19 protein-coding genes are annotated in these 23,016 nt (G+C 56.3%); 4 read left to right on the top strand and 15 right to left on the bottom strand.

Annotation, left to right across the window (positions count from 1 at the left end; translation table 11 throughout):
• Window positions 1-131 precede the first annotated feature (131 nt).
• From C7H10_RS12590 to C7H10_RS12580, 3 genes are read right to left on the bottom strand one after another with little or no spacing between them, the layout of a single operon-like run.
• Complete coding sequence (locus C7H10_RS12590) at window positions 132-1,856, bottom strand: sugar phosphorylase (protein WP_106695137.1); 1,725 nt, start codon at window positions 1,854-1,856, stop codon at window positions 132-134.
• Entirely contained in the window at window positions 1,853-3,076 is a 1,224-nt protein-coding gene (locus C7H10_RS12585) for a glycosyltransferase family protein (protein WP_106695136.1), read from the bottom strand. Before C7H10_RS12585 ends, C7H10_RS12590 begins: the two co-directional genes overlap by 4 nt.
• Before the next feature lie 13 nt (window positions 3,077-3,089).
• The gene (locus C7H10_RS12580) at window positions 3,090-3,893 is read right to left on the bottom strand and encodes an HAD-IIB family hydrolase (protein WP_106695135.1); all 804 of its coding nucleotides are present in this window, start codon (window positions 3,891-3,893) and stop codon (window positions 3,090-3,092) included.
• A gap of 108 nt (window positions 3,894-4,001) precedes the next feature.
• Between C7H10_RS12580 and C7H10_RS12575 the strand changes: the two genes are divergently transcribed.
• On the top strand, window positions 4,002-5,456 hold the full coding sequence (locus C7H10_RS12575) for a protein adenylyltransferase SelO (RefSeq protein ID WP_106695134.1): 1,455 nt from the start codon (window positions 4,002-4,004) through the stop codon (window positions 5,454-5,456).
• A 159-nt stretch (window positions 5,457-5,615) separates the two neighbouring features.
• The gene (locus C7H10_RS12570) at window positions 5,616-7,001 is read left to right on the top strand and encodes an AmpG family muropeptide MFS transporter (RefSeq protein ID WP_106695133.1); all 1,386 of its coding nucleotides are present in this window, start codon (window positions 5,616-5,618) and stop codon (window positions 6,999-7,001) included.
• A 21-nt stretch (window positions 7,002-7,022) separates the two neighbouring features.
• Here C7H10_RS12570 and C7H10_RS12565 read toward each other — a convergent pair whose 3' ends face one another.
• A complete protein-coding gene (locus C7H10_RS12565) occupies window positions 7,023-7,505 on the bottom strand; it encodes a YajQ family cyclic di-GMP-binding protein (RefSeq protein WP_058092389.1) in 483 nt (160 codons plus the stop codon).
• A gap of 137 nt (window positions 7,506-7,642) precedes the next feature.
• Here C7H10_RS12565 and C7H10_RS12560 point away from each other — a divergent pair, with 137 nt between their 5' ends.
• The gene (locus C7H10_RS12560; RefSeq protein ID WP_058092390.1) at window positions 7,643-8,614 is read left to right on the top strand and encodes a response regulator; all 972 of its coding nucleotides are present in this window, start codon (window positions 7,643-7,645) and stop codon (window positions 8,612-8,614) included.
• 438 nt (window positions 8,615-9,052) lie between these two features.
• Here C7H10_RS12560 and C7H10_RS12555 read toward each other — a convergent pair whose 3' ends face one another.
• From C7H10_RS12555 to C7H10_RS12520, 8 genes are all read right to left on the bottom strand, one after another.
• Window positions 9,053-10,099 (bottom strand): AraC family transcriptional regulator, encoded by a 1,047-nt coding sequence (locus C7H10_RS12555; protein WP_106695132.1) that lies wholly within the window; start codon window positions 10,097-10,099, stop codon window positions 9,053-9,055.
• A gap of 208 nt (window positions 10,100-10,307) precedes the next feature.
• Complete coding sequence (locus C7H10_RS12550; RefSeq protein WP_106695131.1) at window positions 10,308-11,519, bottom strand: argininosuccinate synthase; 1,212 nt, start codon at window positions 11,517-11,519, stop codon at window positions 10,308-10,310.
• Between the two features lie 75 nt (window positions 11,520-11,594).
• Window positions 11,595-12,362 carry a substrate-binding periplasmic protein gene (locus C7H10_RS12545; protein ID WP_106695130.1) on the bottom strand — a complete coding sequence of 256 codons (768 nt, stop codon included), beginning with the start codon at window positions 12,360-12,362 and terminating at the stop codon, window positions 11,595-11,597.
• A gap of 19 nt (window positions 12,363-12,381) precedes the next feature.
• Window positions 12,382-12,780 carry a flagellar export chaperone FliS gene (gene fliS, locus C7H10_RS12540; protein WP_106695129.1) on the bottom strand — a complete coding sequence of 133 codons (399 nt, stop codon included), beginning with the start codon at window positions 12,778-12,780 and terminating at the stop codon, window positions 12,382-12,384.
• A gap of 66 nt (window positions 12,781-12,846) precedes the next feature.
• Window positions 12,847-14,814, bottom strand: a complete 1,968-nt coding sequence (fliD, locus tag C7H10_RS12535) for a flagellar filament capping protein FliD (RefSeq protein ID WP_106695128.1) — start codon at window positions 14,812-14,814, stop codon at window positions 12,847-12,849.
• A gap of 193 nt (window positions 14,815-15,007) precedes the next feature.
• Complete coding sequence (locus C7H10_RS12530; protein WP_106695127.1) at window positions 15,008-15,442, bottom strand: flagellar protein FlaG; 435 nt, start codon at window positions 15,440-15,442, stop codon at window positions 15,008-15,010.
• A 71-nt stretch (window positions 15,443-15,513) separates the two neighbouring features.
• Window positions 15,514-16,686: a flagellin gene (locus C7H10_RS12525; protein WP_106695126.1), complete on the bottom strand. Its 1,173-nt coding sequence runs from the start codon at window positions 16,684-16,686 to the stop codon at window positions 15,514-15,516.
• 162 nt (window positions 16,687-16,848) lie between these two features.
• Entirely contained in the window at window positions 16,849-18,993 is a 2,145-nt protein-coding gene (locus tag C7H10_RS12520; protein WP_106695125.1) for a motility associated factor glycosyltransferase family protein, read from the bottom strand.
• Between the two features lie 332 nt (window positions 18,994-19,325).
• Between C7H10_RS12520 and C7H10_RS12515 the strand changes: the two genes are divergently transcribed.
• Window positions 19,326-20,801 carry a flagellin N-terminal helical domain-containing protein gene (locus C7H10_RS12515; RefSeq protein ID WP_106695124.1) on the top strand — a complete coding sequence of 492 codons (1,476 nt, stop codon included), beginning with the start codon at window positions 19,326-19,328 and terminating at the stop codon, window positions 20,799-20,801.
• A gap of 109 nt (window positions 20,802-20,910) precedes the next feature.
• On the opposite strand, the gene C7H10_RS12510 is transcribed toward C7H10_RS12515, so the two are convergent.
• The 3 genes from C7H10_RS12510 to C7H10_RS12500 all read right to left on the bottom strand — a co-directional run bounded on the left by C7H10_RS12510 (window position 20,911) and on the right by C7H10_RS12500 (window position 22,924).
• A complete protein-coding gene (locus C7H10_RS12510) occupies window positions 20,911-21,165 on the bottom strand; it encodes a BrnA antitoxin family protein (protein WP_106695123.1) in 255 nt (84 codons plus the stop codon).
• Window positions 21,149-21,421 (bottom strand): BrnT family toxin, encoded by a 273-nt coding sequence (locus C7H10_RS12505; RefSeq protein WP_106695122.1) that lies wholly within the window; start codon window positions 21,419-21,421, stop codon window positions 21,149-21,151. The genes C7H10_RS12510 and C7H10_RS12505 overlap by 17 nt, the downstream gene beginning before the upstream one ends.
• 102 nt (window positions 21,422-21,523) lie before the next feature.
• A complete protein-coding gene (locus tag C7H10_RS12500) occupies window positions 21,524-22,924 on the bottom strand; it encodes a plasmid pRiA4b ORF-3 family protein (RefSeq protein ID WP_106695121.1) in 1,401 nt (466 codons plus the stop codon).
• Window positions 22,925-23,016 lie beyond the last annotated feature (92 nt).

Here is a 23,016-nt window from a genome sequence, read left to right as displayed (position 1 = left end):
TCATCCACCCCTCCATGGGCAATCAAACATCGAATGGCCGGCGATTATAGGAACCCCCCAACCAAAACTCAAGGCGGGGTCAGACCCCAAGACATTTCACCCCATCAAATGTTCTGGGGTCTGACCCCAACTTAGTTGGAGAGCCAGACGCTTTGGTAGGGTTTCAGGGTTAGCACACCGGCCAGGTCGTCAACGGCAATACCAGAGAGCAAATCGGTCCACTGGTCGGTGCCGATGAGGTTGATGTCGGTGAGGGCCACTTGCTGCACTTCGTCGCTTATGTTGTGGATGCAGAAGATGGATTGCTCCCGGCGCATGCTCTGGCGCCAGAAGCCAAACAGCTGCAGGCCCAGGTGCAGGGTGAACTGGGTGGCGTTGGGGTGGAAGGCGGGTTGGGCGCGGCGGATGGCGATCAGGCGCTTGAGTTCGGTGAAAGCTTTGCTGTGGTGGCTGAGTGGGTCCGCCAGGGCGGCTTCCACGGCATCCAGCTGCCACTGGCCGCGATTAATAGAGCGGAAGCGGCCGGTGTGTTCTACCCGGGCATGGTCGTTTTCGGTCGCCAGCAGGCTGTGAATATAGAACGCAGGAATACCTTCCAGCGCCAGCATAATGGTGTGGGCGCAAAGGAATCGCTGTAACTGCCAGTGGTCTGCGCCACCCTCGGCGGTGCCTTTGAGGGCATCCCACAAGGCAATGTTCATTTCGTAGGGCTGGTCCCGGCCGTCGGCGGTGCGCCGGTAGGATACCTTGCCGCCGAAGGACTCCATGGTGTTGATCAGCCGCTGTTTCTCGTCCTCATCCAACAGGCCGTCAGTGGGCCGCAGGCCAACGCCGTCGTGGGAGGCAATGAAGTTCAGGTAGGTGGTGCCCATCTGCGCCGGCGGCATGCTCATCAGCCAGGTTTTCAGGTGCCGGCAATTACCGGTGACCAGGGTATTGATCAGCAGTGGCGGCAACGAGAAGTTGTAGATGGCATGGGCTTCGTTGGCGTTGCCGAAATAAGTCAGGTTCTCCCGGTTGGGCACGTTGGTTTCGGTGATCACCACCGCATCCGGCGTGTGATGTTCAATCAACAGCCGCAGAATCTTGATCAGCTCGTGGGTCTGCTGCAGGTGAATGCAGGGCGTGCCCGGTTCTTTCCACAAGAACGCCACCGCATCCAGCCGGAAGATCCTGACACCACGCTCCAGGTAATAGTGGATAATCCGGGCAAACTCGATCAGCACTTCCGGGTTGGCGAAATTCAGGTCCACCTGGTCTTCACTGAAGGTACACCATACATGGCGCTCGCCGTCGTCGGTCTGCACCGGGGTCAGCAACGGCGAGGTTCGGGGGCGCACCACCATGCTTAAATCGTCTTTCGGGTTGCCCTCAAAGAAGTAATCCTTGCCCGGCCCCACGCGCTTTCGGAAATTCTCAAACCATCGGCTGCGGGCGGACATATGGTTGATCACCAGGTCAGCCATCAGCTTGTAGTCCCCCGCGATGGCCTCGATGTCTTCCCAGCCACCGTGGGACTCGTTCACCGCCAGGTAATCCATCACCGAAAAGCCATCGTCCGAGCTGTATGGGAAAAACGGCAGAATATGCACGGCACTGATGACGTCCTGCAGGCAGTCGTCCAGAAACCGCTTCAAAGTCACCAATGGCTTCTCATCCGGCTGCTGAACGGTATCGGCGTAGGTGATCAGCACAATGTCCGATGGGTCCCAATGGTTCTGGTGCGCCGGCGGCGCCTCGGTATCGGGCGCCAGCGCCATCGCATCCATCAACTGCTCTGCCACAAAGGCACAGTCCACCGCCGGGTAGACCACTTCCAGCATGGCCACCAGTTTGCTGTCGAGGGTCTGGCTCATGGCCGGAACTCCTGGTTATCCAGTTCCACCGCCTCCAGCAACTGCTCCCGGATATCCGGAATGGCACTGGTTACCCGGTTCCAGCTCGGGATGAACGGCGTGTCCATGGGGTTGTCGAGGAAATAGGCGCCGGCGCGCATCACGTTCTGGGCGAACAGCTCCACCGCCTTCTCTTCCTTGTGACGATCGAAACTCAGGCCATTGATGATGGCGTCGTTCTGGTAGGTCTCTACAAAATCCAGGGCAATACGGAAGTAGCTGGCCTTGATAGTGCGGAATTTCTCGTTTGAGAAAATCTCACCGTTAGTGGCCAGCTTGCGGAACAGCGCCTTGGAGATGTCCACACTCATCTTGGACAGGCCACGGCTGGCGTCTTCCGGCGACAGCTCCTGATGCTTATGGTCATAAACATCCGCGACGTCCACCTGGCACAAGCGGTTGGTGGCGTAGTTGCGCTTCATTTCAGACAACACGCCGATTTCCAGGCCCCAGTCACTGGGAATGCGCAGGTCGTTGATGACATCAGTGCGGAAGGAGAACTCGCCCGCCAGCGGGTAGCGGTAGCTGTCCAGATAATCCAGAAAATCGTTCGGCCCACACACTTTTTTAAGTGCGCGAATCAGCGGCGTGACCAGCAGGCGGCTGACCCGGCCATTCATGCTGCCGTCCGCCACCCGGGCATAATAGCCTTTGCAGAACATATAGTTGAAACCGGGATTCGCCACCGGGTAGATCAGCCGGGCCAGCAAATCCCGGGAATAGGTCAGGATGTCGCAATCGTGCAGCGCCACGGATTTACTCACGCCCGAGGCCAGCACATAGCCAAAGCAATACCACACGTTGCGGCCTTTACCCATCTCAGTCGGCGCCAGGCCCTGCTCCCGCAATTTCATATCCAGCGCCCGCAACCGGGGGCCATCGTTCCAGAGCACCTTGAACGGCTGCGGCAGCTCGGAAAAATACTCCAGAGCATGGCGGTACTGGGTTTCATCGGCACGGTCCAAACCGATCACAATCTCATCCAAATACGGAACCTTGGTCAGCTCCTGGACGATGTTTTTAAGCGCAGGCCCTTCCAGCTCCGAGTACAAAGACGGCAACACCAAAGACATAGGCCGGGCTTTACGAAAGCTCATCAGGTCCGCTTCAACATCCTCCACGGGGCGGCGCACAAGGTTGTGCAGGGTGGTGATAATGCCATTCTGGTAAAAGTCGCCCATGGCGGCTCCTCCTTTACTGGTAGCCGTACTCAAAGAGCAGATTGAGCACGCATTCATTCCAACCCTCCGGGCCGGGCTTGAGGGAGCGCATGGCGTGCCGGGACGACGGCAACTGAACCTGATCACTGTTTACCCCGCGAATCACCACCGGTACGTCGGCGGCCTCCAGCATGCACTGGTCGTTGGGGCTATCGCCCAGGGCAATGGTCACAATCGGTTCTTCACCAAAGTGCTCCTGATAACGCTTCAGCAAGAACCGGGCCCCTTCCGCCTTATCAAAGGTGCCCATGGCATGCCAGAAGCGCCCGCCCTGCACCAGCTTCAGGCCCTCCAGCTCAAGCGCCGCGCGGAATTGCGCCAGCTCTTCCTCCGTGCCATCCCACACAAGCGGCACCGTCGCCAAACGCTGTTTCGCCCGGGCCGCCTCCGTTACCGTCAACCGGGTAAGCGACGCCACCTGCTCCGCAGACAGGTCATCAAAGCTCCGAAACTGTGCACCGGATTCCCTCTGCACCAAAATAGTGCGAACAACCTCCTCATAGGATCTGCCGACATGGACCACTTCTTCCTCCGCATTGCCCAGGCAGCCAGCAGGAATCACCACCGCCGCGCCGTTCTCCGCAATAAACGGCCCCCGCAGCCCCATTATGCTTTGCAACTCAATGATCTCCGCCGCCGTTTTGCTGGAATTGAAAATCAACGGAATGCCATTGGCCCCCAACCGCGCCATCGCCGGCTTCGCCGCCCGCCAGCTATAGCTGTCGTGATCCAGCAAGGTGCCGTCCAGATCCGTAAAAACAATCAACCGTGGTTGCATTTCCCCACCCCGCTCTGCAATGTAACTGGGGTCAGACCCCAAGACATTTGATGCGGTGAAATGTTCTGGGGTCTGACCCCAAATTAGATTCAAGAACCAGGCCAGACTATGAGCACGAATGCCTTTAAGGTGGAACACCGTTACCTGGAATTGCCAGACAGCTTTTATACGCGGGTGAAGCCGACGCCTTTGTCGCAGCCGGCGATGGTGTGTTTCAACCACAATCTGGCGGCGCAGATGGGGTTTCATGTTAAGGATGAAGCTAAGTGGGCCGATGTGGGGGCGGGGGCGGAATTACTGGAGGGTATGGACCCAGTGGCGATGAAGTACACCGGACACCAGTTTGGCGTGTACAACCCGGAACTGGGCGATGGCCGGGGCTTGTTACTGTGGGAAACCTTGGCGCCGGACGGCACCCGCTGGGACTGGCACCTGAAAGGGGCAGGCACCACGCCCTACTCCCGCTTTGGGGATGGCCGGGCAGTGCTGCGCTCCACCATTCGCGAATACCTGTGCTCGGAAGCCATGCACGGTCTTGGCATTCCGACCACCCGCGCCCTGTTTATGATCAGCGCGAAAGACCCGGTGCGCCGGGAATCCATCGAAACCGCCGCCGCGCTGATGCGAGTGGCGCAAAGTCATATCCGTTTCGGCCACTTCGAATTCGCCGCCCACCACGAAGGCCCCGAGGCACTGAAAACCTTGCTGGAACACGTGGTCACCCTGCACTTCCCGCACCTGATCAGTCTGCCGGAAGAACAACGCCACCAACGCTGGTTTGAAGAAGTGGTGGAACGCACCGCCCGGCTGATCGCTGACTGGCAAGCGGTCGGCTTCTGCCACGGCGTGATGAACAGCGACAACATGTCCATCATCGGCGATACCTTCGACTACGGCCCCTACGCCTTCCTCGATGATTTCGACGCCGGCTACATCTGCAATCACACCGACGAGGGCGGCCGCTACGCCTACAACCGGCAGCCGCAGACTGGCTTTGTGAACTGCCAGTACCTGGCTAACGCCCTGCTGCCAATCATGGATGAGGACCACTTGCGCCGTGGTCTGCGCCGGTACGAAACCACCTATAACGAACATTTCAAGAACAATATGAGGGCAAAACTGGGGCTGGAGGAAACCGACGACTCAGACATGAACCTGATCATGGAGACCTTCAGCATGCTGCACGAACACCGGGTAGACTACACCCGCTTCTTCCGAGGCATCTCAAACCTGCACCGCCACGGCAACACCCCGGTGCGGGATCTGTTTGCCGACCGAAGCGTGGCCGACGAATGGCTCGAACGCTACGAGGCCCGCCTCAAGACCGAAACCCGCGCCCACGACGAACGGGAATACGCCATGCGCCAGGTAAACCCCAAGTACATCCTGCGCAACTACCTGGCCCAACAAGTCATCATGGAAGCCCAGAACGGCGACTACGCGCCCCTGAAAGAGCTGTTAAAGGTGCTCGCGAACCCCTTCGCCGACCAACCCGAGTTCGAACACTATGCTGCCCTGCCGCCAGACTGGGGCAAACACCTCAACATCAGCTGCTCCTCCTGAAGTTGGGGTCAGACCCCAGAACATTTGATGGGGTGAAATGTCTTGGGGTCTGACCCCAAATTGGCTCGGTAGGTCATTAAAGCTCGCTCACTTGGCCATTGGGGTTTAATTCCGCATAATCCCGGTTCTTGTATTCCACTCAGCTCCGGACGGCCGTTCATGCCTCAGAGTTTTATCCTGAAGTTCCTTCAAGGCTTTCAAGTTTATCGAAACCCCCGGGTTATCGGCATGCTGTTCCTTGGCTTCTCCGCAGGGCTTCCGTTGCTGTTGGTGGGGGGTACGTTTACGGCGTGGCTGCGGGATCTGGGCGTTGAGCTTGCCACTATTGGCTTTCTCAGTTGGGTGGGCATGGCCCATTCGATCAAGGTGCTGTGGGCACCGATTGTTGATCGCACCAGCATTCCGTTTCTCACCCGGTGGCTCGGGTGGCGGCGCAGCTGGATGCTGGTTTCACAGATGAGTATTGCCGGCGCGTTACTGGGCATGGCGCTGACGGACCCAACCCAGCAACAGTGGCTGGTGGCCCTCTGGGCCGTGGTCGCCGCGTTCGGTTCCGCCACCCAGGACATCTCGGTGGATGCCTACCGGGTGGAAGCCGCGGAGCCCCATGAACAAGGCGGCATGGCCGCCAGCTATGTGACCGGCTACAGGGTTGCCATGCTTATGGCCAGTGCTGGCGCCCTGCATATTGCCGCCGTCGGCAGCTGGTCCCTGGCCTATGGCACCATGGCCCTGCTGATGGGCGTTGGCATGGTCACCACGCTGATCAGTTCCGAACCGAAGAACCGCCAGTCTGCGGCAGTGTTTGCCATGGAGGCGCGGGTTATCGGGTACCTGGACCGCACCAAACACAGTGGTGCCCGCAAGAACATCACCGCCTGGCTGATCGGCGCGTTTGTCTGCCCGTTCGCGGATTTCTTTCAACGGTACGGCAAAGCGGCGCTGGTGATCCTGCTGTTTATTGCCACCTTCCGCATCAGTGACATCTTTATGGGGGTGATGGCCAATCCGTTCTATCTGGACCTGGGCTTTACCAAGTCCCAGATCGCCAACATTGCAGCCGCGTTTGGCTTGATCATGACCCTGAGCGGGGCCGCGGTCGGCGGCGCACTGGTAGCACGGTTTGGCATTGCCCGAATGCTGTTGTTCACCGCGTTTATGGCCCCGGCCACCAACCTCACCTTCGCCGGCCTGGCCATCATTGGCCCCCAACAACCGGGCCTTGTGGCCGCCATCATTGCCGATAACGTCACAGGCGGCATGGCCATTTCGGTGTTTATTGCCTACCTGTCCAGCCTCACCAACACCGCCTACACCGCCACCCAGTACGCGTTGTTCAGCTCGTTGATGACGCTGCCCGGGCAGTTTGCGGCGGGCTTTACCGGGTTGCTTGCAGAACACGTGGGCTGGGTGGGATTCTTCCTGATCACCGCAGGAACCGGCGCGCCGGCCATTATCCTGGCGGCCCTGCTTTTCCGCATTGCTCACCCGGACAAGCCGGCACGAATAGAAGAGGATACTGCGCAGGGGCAGACAGCTCCCTAGCCATGCAGGGCAGGCCAGAACTCAATCGCGGAAGTTATTAAACTGCAGCGGAATATCCAGCTCCGCCTCGCGCAGCATGGCAATGGCTTCCTGCAGGTCGTCCCGCTTCTTGCCGGTTACCCGCACCTTGTCACCCTGAATGCTGGCCTGCACCTTCATCTTCTGGTCTTTGATCATTTTCACGATCTTCTTGGCCATATCGGTTTCGATACCCTGCTTCAGGGAAAAATGCTGTTTCACCAGCTTGCCGGCCTTGCTCTCGCCGTCTTCCGCCAGGGCCCGGGCGTCAATGTTGCGTTTGGCGAAGGCCATGCGCAGCAGATCAATCAGTTGCTCCAGCTGGAACTCCTGCTCGGCGCTCACCGTAATGCGCTTGTCTTCCAGTTCGATATCCGCCTGCACATTTTTAAAATCCCAGCGGTTACCCAGATCACGCTTGGCCTGATCCACCGCGTTGGTGACTTCGTGCATTTCAATTTCTGAAACAATGTCAAAAGAAGGCATGGTCGTTATTCTCCAAAGGGCACACGGGGGTATACTGTGGCGACATTAAAAATACCGGATGTTCCGAAACCGCCAAAGCATACCAAGAGCCGCGGCGAACCGCATCTGACAATGGACTGGTAAGAAGTAGACAAACGATGCCAAACCTGGACCTACCCATACTCGTAGTAGACGACGCCAAATTCAGCAGTATGGTGGTCGGCCGCACCCTGCGAAATGCCGGTTACCGCGATATACGCATTGCCAACAACGCGCCAGACGCCCTGAAGCTGATGGAACAGCGGCAGGTCAGCGTGTTGATTGCCGATTGGCTGATGCCTGAAATGGACGGGCTGCAACTGACCGACCACGTGCGCCAGCAGGATGAGCAGGACAACCACTACACCTACGTGATCCTGCTAACCGCCCGCGAAAGCGTGGAGGCACTGTCAGAAGCCTTCGACCGGGGCGTGGATGACTTCATCTACAAATCCGACATGACCAAACAGCTGATCCCCCGCATCTTTGCCGCCGACCGAATGGCCGACCGCCAGAATACCCTGCTGCGGGCCAACGCACTGCTGGTCGAAAACAACCGGGAGCTGGAATCCACCAACATTATCGACCTGGAAACCGGCCTGTGTAACAGCAAGTATGCCCGCCAGCGCCTGCAGAAAACCCTGCGCCATGCGGAATCCCGAGGCGGTTCCACCTCCTATGTGATGTGCGGCATTCGTAACTGGCAAGACCTGAAACGCAAGCATCCACCCAGCGTGATGAGCGAACTGGCCACCGGCATCGCTCGCCGCCTTAGCACCCTGATTCGCCCCATCGACGCCCTGTGCCGTGTTGGCGACAACCAGTTTGCCATCGTCTCCTACTTCCCGAACAGCGACCATTGCTCCACCACCGCGTTCCGGCGAATTTTTGATGGTATCAACCACAAGGCCCTGAAAACCACCGCTGGCTTTATCTCCGTGGAAGCCGGCATGGTCCTGTGCCGCGCCGACGCCCAGGACGGCACGCCCTCGGTGCAGGATATGGAACGGGCGGCGGTGCAAGGCCTGGTTGACGCCTACGAAACCCGCCGCTTTACCGAAACCAAACCCGAGATACGGGAAGGTGTGTAGCCCTCACAAACGGTAACAACGGGACACAGATCACAAACAGACAGGAAGGGCGCGAGGGCTTATTCTGAAATCGTGGAATCAAGCAGTATCCGCCCATGGCGGAGGAGCCGAGTAGTAACTCCGCCGTATTATGGGCCCTGACTCCACAGGATTAACGAATTTTTCAGGCACTTTCGTTCTTTCCGAAGTATTTTCGAGCCAGCTCTTGTGAGCTGGCTTTTTTATTGGTTTGTCTGGTCTGTTTCAGGGGGCTGTCCCCGCATGGGGACTGACCCTCTTTTGCCCGTCCTTGCACCAAAACTCGAACCCATGGGTCCAAAATGGGTCAGTCCCCATGCGGGGACAGACCCTTGGGTTATCAGGGTCTGACCCCAAAGGGGACTGACCCACCTTTGCCCGTCCTTGCCCCAAAACCCGAACCCATGGGTCCAAAATGGGTCAGTCCCCATGCGGGGACAGACCCTGGGGAGTCAGACTCTTACGATAATCCCCAGGCGTCTTCCCGGCAGCCGCCTTAAACTTCCGATGAAACGACGTGGTCTCGCTATACCCCAACCGCAGCGCGATATCGGGAATACTCATCTCGGTATTCCGCAAATAGTCCTCAGCCATCTGCTGGCGCACGTCATCCAGTAGTTTCTGGTAGGAAACGCCTTCCTGGCTCAGTTTGCGTTGCAGGGTGCGGCTGGTCATGCCCAGGTCTTCGGCGATCATGTCTTGCCGGGTCACGCCGGTGGCCAGTTGTTTCTGGATGCCTTGCTTCACTCTGGAGGTCAGGTCGGTATCGGTATCCAGCAGCGCCAGCTGGGACAGCGCATGGGCTTCAAGGGTCTTGCGCAGCAGCGGGTCTGGCTGGCGAAGGCGGGTGGCCAGTAGCTCCTGAGGCATGGTCACCACATTCTCCGGCGCTTCAAACTCAACGGGGCAGCCCCAGCGCTCTTGATAAGCGCCCTCATACTCAGGCCCTGGCGAGGAGCGTTTCAGGGCAACCCGGATTGGAGATGCGTTATCGTTATCCGCCAGCCAGCGAGCGTAGTTGATCCAGGAGGCAAAAACGTTATCCACCACCTGGGGCCACACCACCGGGTCGGTAAAGTTGCAGGTCCACACCAACGACACTTCGCTCCCCTTCATCCGAAGGCCCGTGGTGCCCATGTCCCCCACCAGCTTTTCATAAGGCGCAATCCGGGTGACCGCCTCCCCCAGCGTGGCACAGCTCATGGTGATATAACCAAGCACACTGTAGGAACCGGGCTGAACGAAATCACCAGTTTCCAGGCCAAGGATGGGATTGCCGGATGCTTCGGCCAGCAGGCGAATAAACGTCTGAAGCTGCTCGCCCGTCAGGCGGCCGTCATCGGTATCAAGGATATTCGGCTCAAGGCCAGCTTTGCTGAACAGCTCTAAGGTGCTGATGCCCTTGGCATCGGCATAGCGAACGTATTGGCGCAGAGCGGCGACAGAGGCGGTTCCAAGAGGGGTCATGACGACTGCTTTGGTTGTTGATTTTATGCAGCGAGTATAACCGAAAATGGGTAGGGCTGGGTGTTATGGGGTTTGTCCCAAGGGTCTGTCCCCGCATGGGGACTGACCCACCTTTGCCCGTCCGTAGCACTAAACACGAACCCATGGGTCCAAAATGGGTCAGTCCCCATGCGGGGACAGACCCTTAGGGGACAGACCCCTGCAGAGCCTACAGCTTCCGCCCTTTCCCAGCCGCAATCCGCAACCGCAGCGCGTTCAGCTTGATGAAGCCTTCGGCGTCTTTCTGATCATACGCACCCTGGTCTTCCTCAAAGGTGGCGATCTTTTCGTCGAACAGGGAGTCGTCAGACTTCCGGCCGACTACGTCCACGTTGCCTTTGTAGAGCTTCAGGCGAACGGTGCCGTTCACGTAGGTTTGGGTCTGGTCGATCAGTGCCTGCAGGGCTTCGCGCTCCGGGGACCACCAGTAGCCGTTGTAGATGACCTCGGCGTAGCGGGGCATCAGGCTGTCTTTCAGGTGGGCCACTTCGCGGTCCAGGGTGATGGACTCAATGGCGCGGTGAGCACGCAGCATGATGGTGCCGCCCGGGGTTTCGTAGCAGCCGCGGGACTTCATGCCCACGTAACGGTTCTCTACGATGTCCAGGCGGCCAATACCGTTGGCGCCGGCAACCTTGTTCAGCGTCTCCAACACTTCGTGGGGCTTCATTTCCTGGCCATCAACGGCAACAATGTCGCCCTTCTTGTAGGTCAGCTCCACGTATGTCGCCTTGTCTGGCGCGGCTTCCGGAGACACGCTCCAACGCCACATGTCTTCCTCGGCTTCCGCCCAGGGGTCTTCCAGGTTCATGCCTTCGTACGAAATGTGCAGCAGGTTGGCGTCCATGGAGTACGGGCTCTTGCCCTTCTTCATTTCCACCGGAATGTTGCGCTCTTCGCAGTACTTCAGCAGTTTTTCGCGGGAGTTCAGATCCCACTCACGCCAAGGGGCAATTACCTTCACCCCCGGCTTCAGTGCGTAGGCACCCAGCTCGAAACGCACCTGGTCGTTACCCTTACCGGTAGCGCCATGGGAAATCGCATCCGCGCCGGTTTCGTTGGCAATGTCGATCAAACGCTTGGCAATCAGCGGGCGGGCGATGGAGGTACCCAGCAGGTACTCGCCCTCATAGATGGTATTGGCGCGGAACATCGGGAACACGTAGTCGCGCACAAATTCTTCGCGCAGGTCCTCAATGTAGATTTCCTTAACGCCCAACGCTTCCGCCTTGGCGCGCGCCGGCTCAACTTCCTCGCCCTGGCCGATGTCGGCGGTGAAGGTCACCACCTCACAGTTATAGGTGTCCTGCAACCACCGAACGATCACGGAAGTATCCAGGCCACCGGAATAAGCCAGCACCACCTTTTTGATATCAGACATGCCCTTGCTCCAGACTGAACAGAATGGATGTATTGAAAAGAAGGTGCGTATTGTACGGGAGTGCGGGGGGAATGGCTATTGGGCGGAAGAAGTCTGGAAAATGCGCTGTAACTCGCCGTTGTCACGCATGTGTTGCAGCGCTTCTTTGAAAAGGCGAGCGTGTTCCGGGTTGCCGCTGTCTGGTGACATATACAGCCGGGCCTTTTGGCCTTTTACATGCTCCTGCAGACGGAACTCTTCAGCTGGAAAGCCGTAAGCATCAATCGTCATCGCGATGTTGTGATCGCTGGCAAGCACCGCAGAAATCCGCTCCAGCATCAGCATTTCAATGGCTTGCCGAATGTTATAAACCGGCACTTTCAGCACGGCCTCATCCGCTTTGAACGACTCGCCGAGATAGGTACCCCGCACATAGCCAACCCGCTTGCCGGCCAGGCCTTCCAGAGTCAGGGGGAAATCGGTGTCACGCATCGCCATCAGCATCAAATTAAGCTGAAGTACGGTATCGACGGGAAAAGCGTTCTCGTCCAGGTCTGGACTTTGAAACAGAAAAGTAAACTCTGCGCGCCCCGTGAGCAGGTCAAGGATGACCCGCCGCAGAGGAAGCAACTGCGCACTCACGGGCACACCCGAGAGTTCTGATAACCGGTCCATCAGCGTAATCAGACTGCCTTGCAGTTCACCCTGATCATCCTGAAAGCCCCAGGGCCAGACATCAGGAATCGCAAACATCGCCGGCGAACTGGCTGGAAGGCTCTCGCTTGAGCCGACAACTTTATCACTAGCGCTGGCCTGGGCAGCTACAAACAGAAAGGCCACCAACAGCCCGCGAAAAAACGCCATATGTTCGACCAACGCTAACTCAAACCGCCTGCTGCTGGCTCACCACCTCATCACGAATGCCATCCCAGCCGTCTTTCACAGAACGCAGCAGGTTCAGCACTTCATCCAGCTTGGCAACGTCATTCTTGGCGCTGGCTTCCAGCAAGGTGCGCTCCATGTAGTCGTACAGAGCCTCCAGCCGGGTGGCCAGCTCACCGCCTTTTTCGAAATCCAGGAACGCCCGCAGGCCACCGATAATCTCAATGGCTTTATTGAGCAACTGAGCCTTGGCTGCGTAATCCTTGGCCTGAATTTTGGACTTGGCCATGTTAATCCGCTCAATCGCCCCGTTATACAGCAGCTGAATCAGCTTGTGCGGGTCTGCATCGGTGATGCTGGTCTGAGTATTAACGCGCTGATACGCCTGTAAACCGTTCATATATAACCTCGTTTCACCGTTGTCCGGCATGCCATGGTTGGCTGGCCAACCATCAGTATAGCCGAATTAATCTCTCTGCCTGTTCGGCGCCAGGGCCGCCAGCTGCTGAGTCACGTAATCCCGCGTATTATTCAACTGGGAGATCAGGGAGTCGGCAGCGCTGAATTGCTTCACCAGGCGTTCCTGATAGCTTTCAATCCGCAAGTCCAACTTGACCCGGTCTTCCTGGATGCGCTCCAAGTCCCGGTTCAGGGCGTCAGTACGGGAGCTCAACGCACCGTCTGCACCCAGAATGCTGGTAATGGCATCTACCGCGCGCTCACTCACACCCTCGATGAACTTCACCGAGCCGCGATTACCAACGTCACCGCCGGTAATGCGCACCTGCAGACCAGCGGCATCGCCACCGGCGCTGTTTGCCAGGAACAGCACCTGGCCGTCGCCCTGAGCGGTCTGGCCGTTAATGGTGCCTTGGACATCCTGGCCGGCGGTGCCGGTGGCGGTATTCAGACCAGTCACATTATTCAGGCTGGTCAGGCTGACATTTGAGTCACTGCCAAAGCGATTGGATGTAAAGGTCAGGCCTTCGGTCGCGTCATAACCCACCTGGACTGACCGGCCCGCCGCACTCAATGCGGAATTGTTGCGCAGTGCCTCTTGAATGGCCGCAGCAAAATCAGCCCCGGAATAGTCGCCAGCCGCAATTGAAACAGTAGCATTAGTTGCGCCATCCACCCGGAAGGTAAAGCTGTTATCCGCCTGCACCTGAATTGCATCCGCAGTATCTGGAACCGCATAGTTCAGGGTACCGCGAGTCGCCATTTGGGTGACGTTTATATCGTAGTTCCCAGGCTGAGTATTTGAACCACTGCGAACAAACTCCACCTGGGAATCGCTGGTTCTGCCCTGCTCGGCGAACAGTGCAGTGACATCATCCGGGTTTTCCCGAAGCTGTTGCTGGAATTTCTGGCTATCAAACTGCAGCTCACCGGTGCGGAAATCCGTGCCAATTCCCACATCCGCCAGGCTGCGAACGCTGGCGTTTTCCAGCCCGGGAATAATATCTGTCAACACTCGCTTCAACTGGTTCTGGATATTCCGAACCGTGGAATCCCCGGTCAGGATACTGCCTTGCCCCGTCTCGCTATCAAATGAAGACAGCTCACGGATGGTGCCCTGCAGCTCGTTGAACTTGTCTACGAACGCCTGAACACGCTCGGCAACCGCCGCCGTGTCCTGCTCCACTTTGATAGTGGACTTACCCTCACCAGTAATGTTGAAGGTCAGCCCATCCACCACATTCTCAATGGTATTGGTGGCCCGGCGAATTTCGACGCCGTTGATTTCCATCACCGCATCGCTCGCCGCAATGGTCTGGCGCATGCCATCCATGTTTTCGGGATCTGCTGTGTCAAAAGCGAACCGGCTTAAACCCGGAGCGGCACCATCTTCAGAAACGGAAATATTGACCGCATTGGCTTCACCGGTTTCGTCCGCAGACAACACCAGTTGGAAACCGTTGCCGGTATCAATCACACCGGCAGACACGCCCGCATTGGCCTCGTTGATGGCATTCGCCAGGCCTTGCAGGGTGTCGTTGGAAGAATCGATGGTGATGTTGGTGGTCTTGTCACCCACCTGAAGCGTCATGGTGCCACGGCCGACACTGGTGGCATCCCGGTCGGCAAACACATCCCGGCTGGCCAGGGCCTGGGACTGCGCCAGACTTTTTACATCCAGACTGTAAGAGCCGCGGCTGGCCTTGCTGGCATCCACAGACACATCAATATTGCTACCCGAGGAAGTGGCCGAAAACGACTTCATCGCATCCGCAGAACCGAGCTGACGCATAGGCAGGCGCAGCTCCGTTACAGCGCTCCGCAACATGCCATAGGCAGAAATAAGCGCCTCTGTACGCTCCGTCTTCTGATCCAGCCGAACTTCCGTGGGCCTGCGCTCCGCAGCTACCAACTGTTCGACAAGATCCGACGTCAAAACGCCGGAGCCGATACCTAATGATGAAATACTGGCCATAACCGTGCCTCCTCAGGGGGGCGATTCTCTGTACTGATCAGTTTATCGGCAGCAGGCGGCAAAACTTTGCCTTTTTTCGGAAAATTCCTATGCCGATTTGTAACGGTGCGTAAACGCAGAACACCGCCGGCTCTTCTCAGAGGCGGCGGTGCTGAAATACCGTCGTTTTCATCCGCGCAAAAGCGGCAAGCTTTTACACCTTGATGTTAAACAACGTCAGCGGTTCGTCCTGCTGCAATTTTTCTGCCAACCTCATTGCCACTTCGTCCGGGATCTGGCGGATCACTTCCTGGGTTTGCTGATCAACCACCCTTACGATGGTCTGGCCCATTTCGTTATCCACTTCAAACTGAAGATCCCTCTGCACGGTTTGAACAAAGTCGTTCAACTGGCTAACCGCCTCATTCAGTTCCTTGCGCTGCTCTTCATTACGGGCCTGCAGCTTTTCAGCTTGCGAAGCCTGTTGAGCAACCTGGGGAGCCTGCACCTGGCGGGTACCGGCAGCCGAAGCTGCAAGGTCAGGGGCGTTCCGGCCCTCGGCCTGAGATGACGACATTGCCTTGGCCGGAGCCTGGGCGCCAGAGCGCACCAGTTTCAGGTCCGGGCTGTTCAGGTTAACGTCATTCATAGCTTTACCTCGCTATCCTTCAACGGCGGAAGGCCGGAACCCGAGGGTTCCGGCCGTTACCGCTATGCCCCTTACTGCAGGAGGGACAGAACCTGCTGCGGACGGGCGTTCGCCTGAGCCAGGACGGAGATACCGGCCTGCTGCAGTACCTGGGACTTGGCCAGGTTGGCAGTTTCTGCCGCGAAATCAGCGTCCAGGATACGGCTGTTGGAGGCGCTGAGGTTCTCGACCGAGGTGCTCAGGTTGGCAATCGTAGACTCGAAACGGTTTTGGACCGCACCGAGCTGGCCGCGAATTTCGTTTACAGTGCCCAGTGCGGCATCAACCCGCATGATTGCGTTGTTCGCATTCGAGACTGTGCTTACACTCAGGTCGGACAGGCTACCGGTGCCGCTTGCGCTGAGATCAAAGCTCTCGCTGAGGTCATCAACTGTAAGAGCCTCTGCGGCCGTAGCGGTAGCCTCTGTGTCATAAGCAAAGTCCTGAGATGCTGTGATTTTGACCTGATCGTTCTCATCTACCTCTGCAAACAATCCGCCAATACCCGCGCCGTTAATCTGCTCGGCGACGTACTGCGCTTGCTCACCTGCGGTGGAACCAGTTCCAAGAGCATCGTCAAAAGCTTCCAGTCGGACGATAATCGGATCGCCACCACCTACACTGAATACTGCAAAAGATTCAGCTGTGGCCGAACCAAAGTCGGTGGCAGCGCCAGAGGTCGCAAGAACACCGCCAATCTGCGCGGCCCTTGTACCCTTCTCCAGATCCACACTGATGGTCTCACCAGCGTTAGCACCAACCTGGAAGCTCTGCTTGCCGAAGTTACCGTCGAGGACTTTCGCTCCGTTAAAGGAAGTCTGGCCGGAAATCCGGTCAATCTCCGCAATACGCTGTTCTACTTCGTCATTCAGCGCTGCGCGGTCAGAGGCACTGTTAGAGGCGTTCGCTGCCTGAACCGCGAGCTCCCGAATGCGCTGCAGATTGTTGGTGATCTCGTCCAGCGCGCCCTCAGTGGTCTGTGCCAGGGAAATACCGTCGTTGGCATTACGGATCGCTACGTTCTGACCAGAAATCTGGGACTGGAAACGAGTCGAAATTGCCAGGCCTGCTGCGTCGTCTTTCGCGGAATTGATACGAAGGCCAGATGACAGTCTCTGAAGAGCCTGGTCATTCAACCCTTGGGATTTGCTCAATTGGTTCTGAGCGTTCAAAGAGGCAACGTTAGTGTTGATACCGAGAGCCATAGTGCTTCTCCTTTAAAACCGTTTCAGTTTTGCTTGGTGAAGGCCTGGCCCCCGGTTCTCTCCTGGGGTGCCCCGCCCTGTTAATCCACTTAACGGCACCCCAAAAGGTATCTTTAGAATTTTTTCGGATGAATATGTAAAAAAATGTTTCAGTAACTATTGCTACTCCCCAACTTTCTCCACGTCAGCGACAAATTCAGGATCCCGGTCACCTATGAACCTTCGGGACCATGGGTCGCTGTCCATATCTCGATCACACAGCATGACCTTGGCAAAGTGCTCAGGCGCTGTCTCCAGAAAATTCAGGAAACCTTGCTCCCAGATCTTCAAAAATGACTCTAAGCTATCATCTTCACTAGCCATGCCATGGCAAATCCCTACATAAAGGAAGTGCTGCAAGGTCCCCCTCAACAACTGACTCACCATAAATTGGGGGCCAGAAGGAGCTGTTGTTCCAGGGGATGCTGGAACGCGATGGAGTTGTTCTCGCATGGAATTGACCAACGTACAGAGATCTCGACGGCCTCGAAGCCTGGCAGCCTTCACGGTTCTGACATGCTCTCCACATACCCTTTCCAGCTCTTTGTGCACTCCCTTTAACGCGTCAGTGAATAACTCCGAACCAACGGTCCTCGAAAGGCCATCAAACAATTCCCCCGCCCCAAACGCTAAACGATCCTGAGCTTCCTCACACTGCCCGATGAAGTCGTCTTCGGACATCCATGGCGCACCTTCAATAACGGCGCCGTCGGAGCAATTTCGTATGTCAGGTGGAGTTCCTGAAGATCTCAACCTATAAATCAACTCCTCAACTGAGCGCTTTGCAGAGTAGTAATCACTCCGAGTGTATACAGTTCCCCCATCAACGGATGGCGTTTGGAACACCCGCCTCTTCTTAACCGCTGAGTGAACACGCTTCTGGATATCCTTCGCAATGGAAGAATCAGTATCGTCGCCATAGACCGACTTACTGGAGTGGTCCCTCTCTTTATCTTCAAAACCGTAGTCGGTTCCAAACAGGTATATTTGCCGGAACCCCAAGGAGTGCCCTATAGACAACGCAGCATTTGTCACGGTGGGATTACAGTTGGCGAACGACTCTGCCGACAAACCCAACAGCGCCGGCTGCATATTGTCCCTCTTGAAATAGTAATAAACGTTATCAAAGAGTGTCGGTACGAAAGGGTTTACTTCGTTCACTGCCAATAACGGTATATCGCGAATTTTGTCCTGACCAATGTCAGAAAGTAGCTGGTAAATCAGATACGATGGATCGAGCTCTGCGTGGAAGTCTGGTGTGACACCGTGCGCCAACAGTGGTCGCAGCGCTGTGCCTGCGCTCACCACCACCACTTTGTCACGGACCTTCTTCAGGCTTTCCACCCGCTTGTCAAGTGAGGGCCCGCTCCCGACAACAACAAGCGGCTTACTTTGGGGCGGCATCTCGGTTTTCGGAAGATAACGCCCACCATGCCTCATATTGTATGCAGTATTGGATAACCGCATCATCTCATTATCGTAGTTAGACCAGTTAGTGCTGATTACCGCCAAGTCATTCGCATTTTCCAGGACCGCTTTCGCAAGCTCAACGTCAGCTAGATGATTGTAATAGGTTGAGAAGAAAGGATAGAAAGGTACGTCTTTGGTCATGTACCGACTGACCAGGCGCCGTATCTCCTCTGGTTGTTCAGCCCTGCCAATAGCAAATGTAAGGGAGAAACCTTTCCGGGAAAAACGTGAGCAAATCTCTTCCCAGTCCACCGTATATAAACTGACTGCAAATTTTTCCGGTTCCCGCTCAATGATAATGCCGTTAACAATGGGAGACTTCTTGGTCAACGCATCGATGTGATATCCCAGGCCACACCCAAGGAACACCATCGAGGGAAAAATATTTCCTCGAATATAGCCCTTGAATGTCGAGGGCGTGACCGGGCTGGACTTGATGATATTTTGCAGAATCCGGTCCGCAAAGTTTTCTCGCACATAAGAGTTTTCCCAAGGCGGCGAGAAAGTTCGAATTCGTTTACTCTCGGGATTCTCGTCCAGTACCTTGTCGGCTTCATCCATTGAATACTCGCGAGCCACCCCCCGGTAACAAGACTTGCCATTGGCAACCATATCCACGTCATCCCGCCCCGGTGTAACCACCAACTCGACGCGCTGAAGTTCCATATTTGCAAGCATTTGGTAAATAGCAGGCCGGCGTTTCTGGAAATACTCCAGATTTTTCTGGAGCCGTTGCATAAAGATTTGACCGTCATCCTGTTCCGTTTGCCGATTTTGCTTCTTACTTTTTTTTGCCATGAAATACTCCGGAAAGGATAAATGTAAAAAGAGAACACTTAGGAAACAGGTAAAGGGTAGCCAGATTCTGCCATAGCAACAAACACTTCTCACGCACCATCCACTCTAAGAAACCGGCAAAGTTATTCCCTTTGGTTCCGTCAAATAGTTGCCTATCCAAAGTAACCAGGGATACTACAATCCTAAAATAAGCCTTAAAAAACAGCCAACTAATGGCCTAAAGTCAATTCTGGCACGGTAATAGCTTGAACCACAAAAACGGCAATTATACGAATTTGGCCGGCAAGCTCTTTTCAGGAGGTTGCGGCCTCTCTGAGCAGGGAGAATAGACAATGCCTCAGATTATCAACACCAACATCGCCTCGCTGAATGCTCAGCGTAATCTCAACGCTTCCCAGGGGGAGGCAAATGTCGCACTTCAGCGCCTTTCCTCGGGGCTACGGATCAACTCAGCAAAAGACGACGCGGCAGGCCTGGCCATATCTGAGCGCTTCCAGTCACAGATTACCGGCTTGAACATGGCTCAAAGAAATGCGAACGACGGCATTTCTCTTGCCCAGACCGCCGAGGGCGCACTGGATGAAGTCGCCAACAACCTGCAGCGGATACGGGAACTGGCCGTTCAATCTGCTAATGCCACCAACAGTAATTCAGATCGTGAGGCACTGAACCAGGAAGTTCAGCAGCGCCTGCAAGAGATAAACCGCATTGCCTCACAAACCTCATTCAATGGTCTTAAGGTGCTGGACGGCACCTTCAGGACTCAGACCTTCCAGGTCGGCGCCAACACCGGCGAGACGATTGGTGTAAGCGGGCTAGACACTCGCGGCAGCCAAATCGGGTCAATCATCGATCAGACTCAACTGTTCTCTGATCTCGCCCTTGGGCCAACTGAGGCCTCGGCGGCGCTTGGCGCCTTCCCGGCATCCGGCGTATCCGAAATTGAGATTACGCTTGGGTCTGCGGTAATCGGTACCGTCAGGGTAACAGACCCGGACAGCGTGGAAGATTTCCTTGCGCAATTCCGCGAGCAGGTCCGAAATAACCCGGATCTTCAGGGCATCACCATTGAAGCGGGTTCCGCGTCAGGCTCCGTCGTTATTGGCAACAGTCTCGACCAGGAATACGCTTTTGATCTATCCGACATCGGCGGTCCGAGTGGCTTTACAGTCAGCGCAGCGTCCAACGACACAACTCTCGACGAATACTTCAAAGCCGGAAATACAATCGATTTTGCAATAAGCATCCAGTCTGATCGCAACGAGGACCCGGTGGACATCGAAGTGCTCGGCGCAACATCAATCAACGACATCGTTGCCCAAGTAAACGCCGCGTCCAATCGGACAGGGGTCCAGGCAAACCTCGACTCAAGCAATCGGAACATCATCTTCTCATCCCAGTTTGGCGAGGAATATTCAGTTAACATCTCGGCGACCGTCGATGCCGACACTATCGATATCACGGTTGACGGCTCACAAGAAATAGACGCGCTCTCTGCTGACTTCCTGGATATTTCTACCCGAGAAGGCGCCGATCGAGCCATGATCGCAGTGGACTACGCCATAGACACCATCAACGGCTTCCGAGCCGAGCTGGGCGCGGTCCAGAACCGCTTCGAGTCCACCATCGCCAATCTGAGTACTACCTCAGAAAACCTCTCGGCCTCCAACAGCCGAATCCGCGATGCCGACTTCGCCGCAGAAACCGCCGAACTGGCCCGCACCCAGGTGCTCCAGCAGGCTGGCCTCTCTGTACTGGCCCAGGCCAACGCCAGGCCCCAGCAGGTGCTCCAGCTGCTGCAGGGCTAATCTCCTGCAGCACAACCAAAACGGCCGGGCTAATCACCCGGCCGTTTTGCTTTTGGGGTCAGACCCCAAGACATTTCGCTGGTTCAAATGTACTTGCGCACTCCGGCATTCACCGTCGGTTAACCTGACTCTCCATATATTGTCTGAGCAATTTGTTAATACGGGTTTGATAGCCTTTCCCCTGGGCCTTGAACCAGGCCAACACATCCTCATCTATCCGGAGCGTTACAGGTTGCTTGGCTGGCACTCGCAGTTCAGCCCTCTCGAAGAATGCATCATCCAGCTCCGGTATATCGCTGGTATCGATTTGCTCGTCGCCATGTTCTGCCATTCGTTGCCAGTCTGTTTTAGATGTTCTGTTCATAGAGCCTTACCTCCCGACGAGTTGCTTTCCGAGCTGAAATAATCCGGACAGCGTCCCCACATCTCTCTACATAAACTACCACCCCGATAAACTGCTTGATCAGACCAATGGCAATCCAACGTTCTTCACCATAGGCATAACGATCATCTATAGCCGTCAACATTGGGTGATTAAAAATATCAGCGGCATCCACAAAATCGATACCATGCTTTCGGATATTTCGGGCATTCTTTGCCTCATCCCACTCAAAGCGCATCATACATCCCTGTATTTACTTCTGTACGTACAAAATACCGCATTCTGGGGTCAGACCCCAAGACATTTCACCCCATCAAATGTCCGGGGGCCTACCCCCAACTCAAGCCTTCGCAAACACACCCTCAAACAAAGCCGTTCTCCGAAGCCGTTGCTCACCCTCCTCGCGGAACAGCACCCGTTCCGGGTTTAACTCAATCAGCCCCAACAGCCGGAACAGGCGGATTACCCTGGAATCCAGTGCCCAGCGGGTTTGTTGTTCTTCGCTGGCATACGGCCGCGGGTGCGCTGAAAGTGGCAATTGCGGGAAGGCCGCCAGCATGTCGTTTATGTAACCATCAACCGGCAACCAGTCGCCCCCTTTATCTGCCAGCAGCCACAAGAAGAAGGGGCCGACGGTTTGTATATCGTCCAGCCCGTCGTAATGGTCCATCCAGGCCCAGTTAAATTCAGAGAATGTGACGGCCAAAATGTCCTGATAAAGGGTTAGCCAGCCTTTGGTATCGAGGCGTTTGGCGGCGGCTTTCTTCAGCAGCAGGCGGCCCTTTTCCTTTCGGGTGTAGCCGGCCAGCTCCAAGAGCACACGGGTAAGCTGCACGCCTAGAATGTCTTCCTCGGAACGCACGGAACCGTACCCGGCAAACGGCACCACAACCTCCTCGCCGGCGGCCTCAATCATGGCCTTCACCTGCTTGAGCGGCAGGTTACCTTTACCGGTCAGGCGAATGCCCTTCTCGCCAAGCTCGTTAACCAGTACCTTTGCCATTTTCAGGATGGGTGCAGTATCCAGTTCCTGATCAACCGTTTTTGCATTGATCAGCGGCTTGAACACAGACGGACAATGCAGCGGGCTTTGCAGCAGTTCATGCATCTGGCTTGAGCTCAGGCCAAAGAAATCCGCAGGCGGCAGCGCATCAACGTCGCTCTCCGCAAACAGGGCATCCCGCTCTGGGAGCAGCTGATTGATGTCCTCCAGGTTCACAAACTCGGGATCAAACTCCCCGCCCCACCACTCCTTAACACCCTCGTGTTCCGGGTGCGCGGGGTCATGCATTGCATCCAGAAACTCATAGTAGCCATGCACCCCACCCACATCCTCCGGCGGGCACTGGCGGGCGGCTTTTATGCAACGGGGCAATTGTCCTTCATCGCCTTCGGGCAGAATCTTCTCCAGCTTCACCTGGTGTTCCCAACTGTCGCCAAAATCATACTCATATTTGATGGCCTGGCCTTCCCGCGTCAGAACACTGCCCACCCGCAAGCGGGTTTCATCCCGAAACCCCATCATGTCATCTTCATCCTCCGCCGGGTCGCCAATCAGCCTGCCATCGGCCGCCTGAAACAAATGCAGATGCGACGCCCGCCACCCCATGACAATCTGAGTAATCCGGTGCAGATCCCGAAACGTCGCCTCCGGCGAAATCAGTAAGCGCCGCCAGATAGGCGGCCTGATGCCAGAAAGCGTGACCTTAACCTGATAAACACCCTTACCCTGCGCACTCATAACCGCTCCTATTTTTGGGGTCAGACCCCAAGACATTTCGAGGCTGCAAATGTATTGGGGTCTGACCCCAAATTCAAACACCAAACTGGCAC

The organism is Marinobacter shengliensis (assembly GCF_003007715.1).
Taxonomy (GTDB): domain Bacteria; phylum Pseudomonadota; class Gammaproteobacteria; order Pseudomonadales; family Oleiphilaceae; genus Marinobacter; species Marinobacter shengliensis.
This window is presented reverse-complemented; position numbering and strand designations above follow the sequence as displayed.

Coding starts and splice junctions, on each gene's coding strand:
- C7H10_RS12590 (WP_106695137.1), bottom strand. CDS start 1,856: ATGAGCCAGACCCTCGACAGCAAACTGGTGGCCATGCTGGAAGTGGTC.
- C7H10_RS12585 (WP_106695136.1), bottom strand. CDS start 3,076: ATGGGCGACTTTTACCAGAATGGCATTATCACCACCCTGCACAACCTT.
- C7H10_RS12580 (WP_106695135.1), bottom strand. CDS start 3,893: ATGCAACCACGGTTGATTGTTTTTACGGATCTGGACGGCACCTTGCTG.
- C7H10_RS12575 (WP_106695134.1), top strand. CDS start 4,002: ATGAGCACGAATGCCTTTAAGGTGGAACACCGTTACCTGGAATTGCCA.
- C7H10_RS12570 (WP_106695133.1), top strand. CDS start 5,616: ATGCCTCAGAGTTTTATCCTGAAGTTCCTTCAAGGCTTTCAAGTTTAT.
- C7H10_RS12565 (WP_058092389.1), bottom strand. CDS start 7,505: ATGCCTTCTTTTGACATTGTTTCAGAAATTGAAATGCACGAAGTCACC.
- C7H10_RS12560 (WP_058092390.1), top strand. CDS start 7,643: ATGCCAAACCTGGACCTACCCATACTCGTAGTAGACGACGCCAAATTC.
- C7H10_RS12555 (WP_106695132.1), bottom strand. CDS start 10,099: ATGACCCCTCTTGGAACCGCCTCTGTCGCCGCTCTGCGCCAATACGTT.
- C7H10_RS12550 (WP_106695131.1), bottom strand. CDS start 11,519: ATGTCTGATATCAAAAAGGTGGTGCTGGCTTATTCCGGTGGCCTGGAT.
- C7H10_RS12545 (WP_106695130.1), bottom strand. CDS start 12,362: ATGGCGTTTTTTCGCGGGCTGTTGGTGGCCTTTCTGTTTGTAGCTGCC.
- fliS (WP_106695129.1), bottom strand. CDS start 12,780: ATGAACGGTTTACAGGCGTATCAGCGCGTTAATACTCAGACCAGCATC.
- fliD (WP_106695128.1), bottom strand. CDS start 14,814: ATGGCCAGTATTTCATCATTAGGTATCGGCTCCGGCGTTTTGACGTCG.
- C7H10_RS12530 (WP_106695127.1), bottom strand. CDS start 15,442: ATGAATGACGTTAACCTGAACAGCCCGGACCTGAAACTGGTGCGCTCT.
- C7H10_RS12525 (WP_106695126.1), bottom strand. CDS start 16,686: ATGGCTCTCGGTATCAACACTAACGTTGCCTCTTTGAACGCTCAGAAC.
- C7H10_RS12520 (WP_106695125.1), bottom strand. CDS start 18,993: ATGGCAAAAAAAAGTAAGAAGCAAAATCGGCAAACGGAACAGGATGAC.
- C7H10_RS12515 (WP_106695124.1), top strand. CDS start 19,326: ATGCCTCAGATTATCAACACCAACATCGCCTCGCTGAATGCTCAGCGT.
- C7H10_RS12510 (WP_106695123.1), bottom strand. CDS start 21,165: ATGAACAGAACATCTAAAACAGACTGGCAACGAATGGCAGAACATGGC.
- C7H10_RS12505 (WP_106695122.1), bottom strand. CDS start 21,421: ATGCGCTTTGAGTGGGATGAGGCAAAGAATGCCCGAAATATCCGAAAG.
- C7H10_RS12500 (WP_106695121.1), bottom strand. CDS start 22,924: ATGAGTGCGCAGGGTAAGGGTGTTTATCAGGTTAAGGTCACGCTTTCT.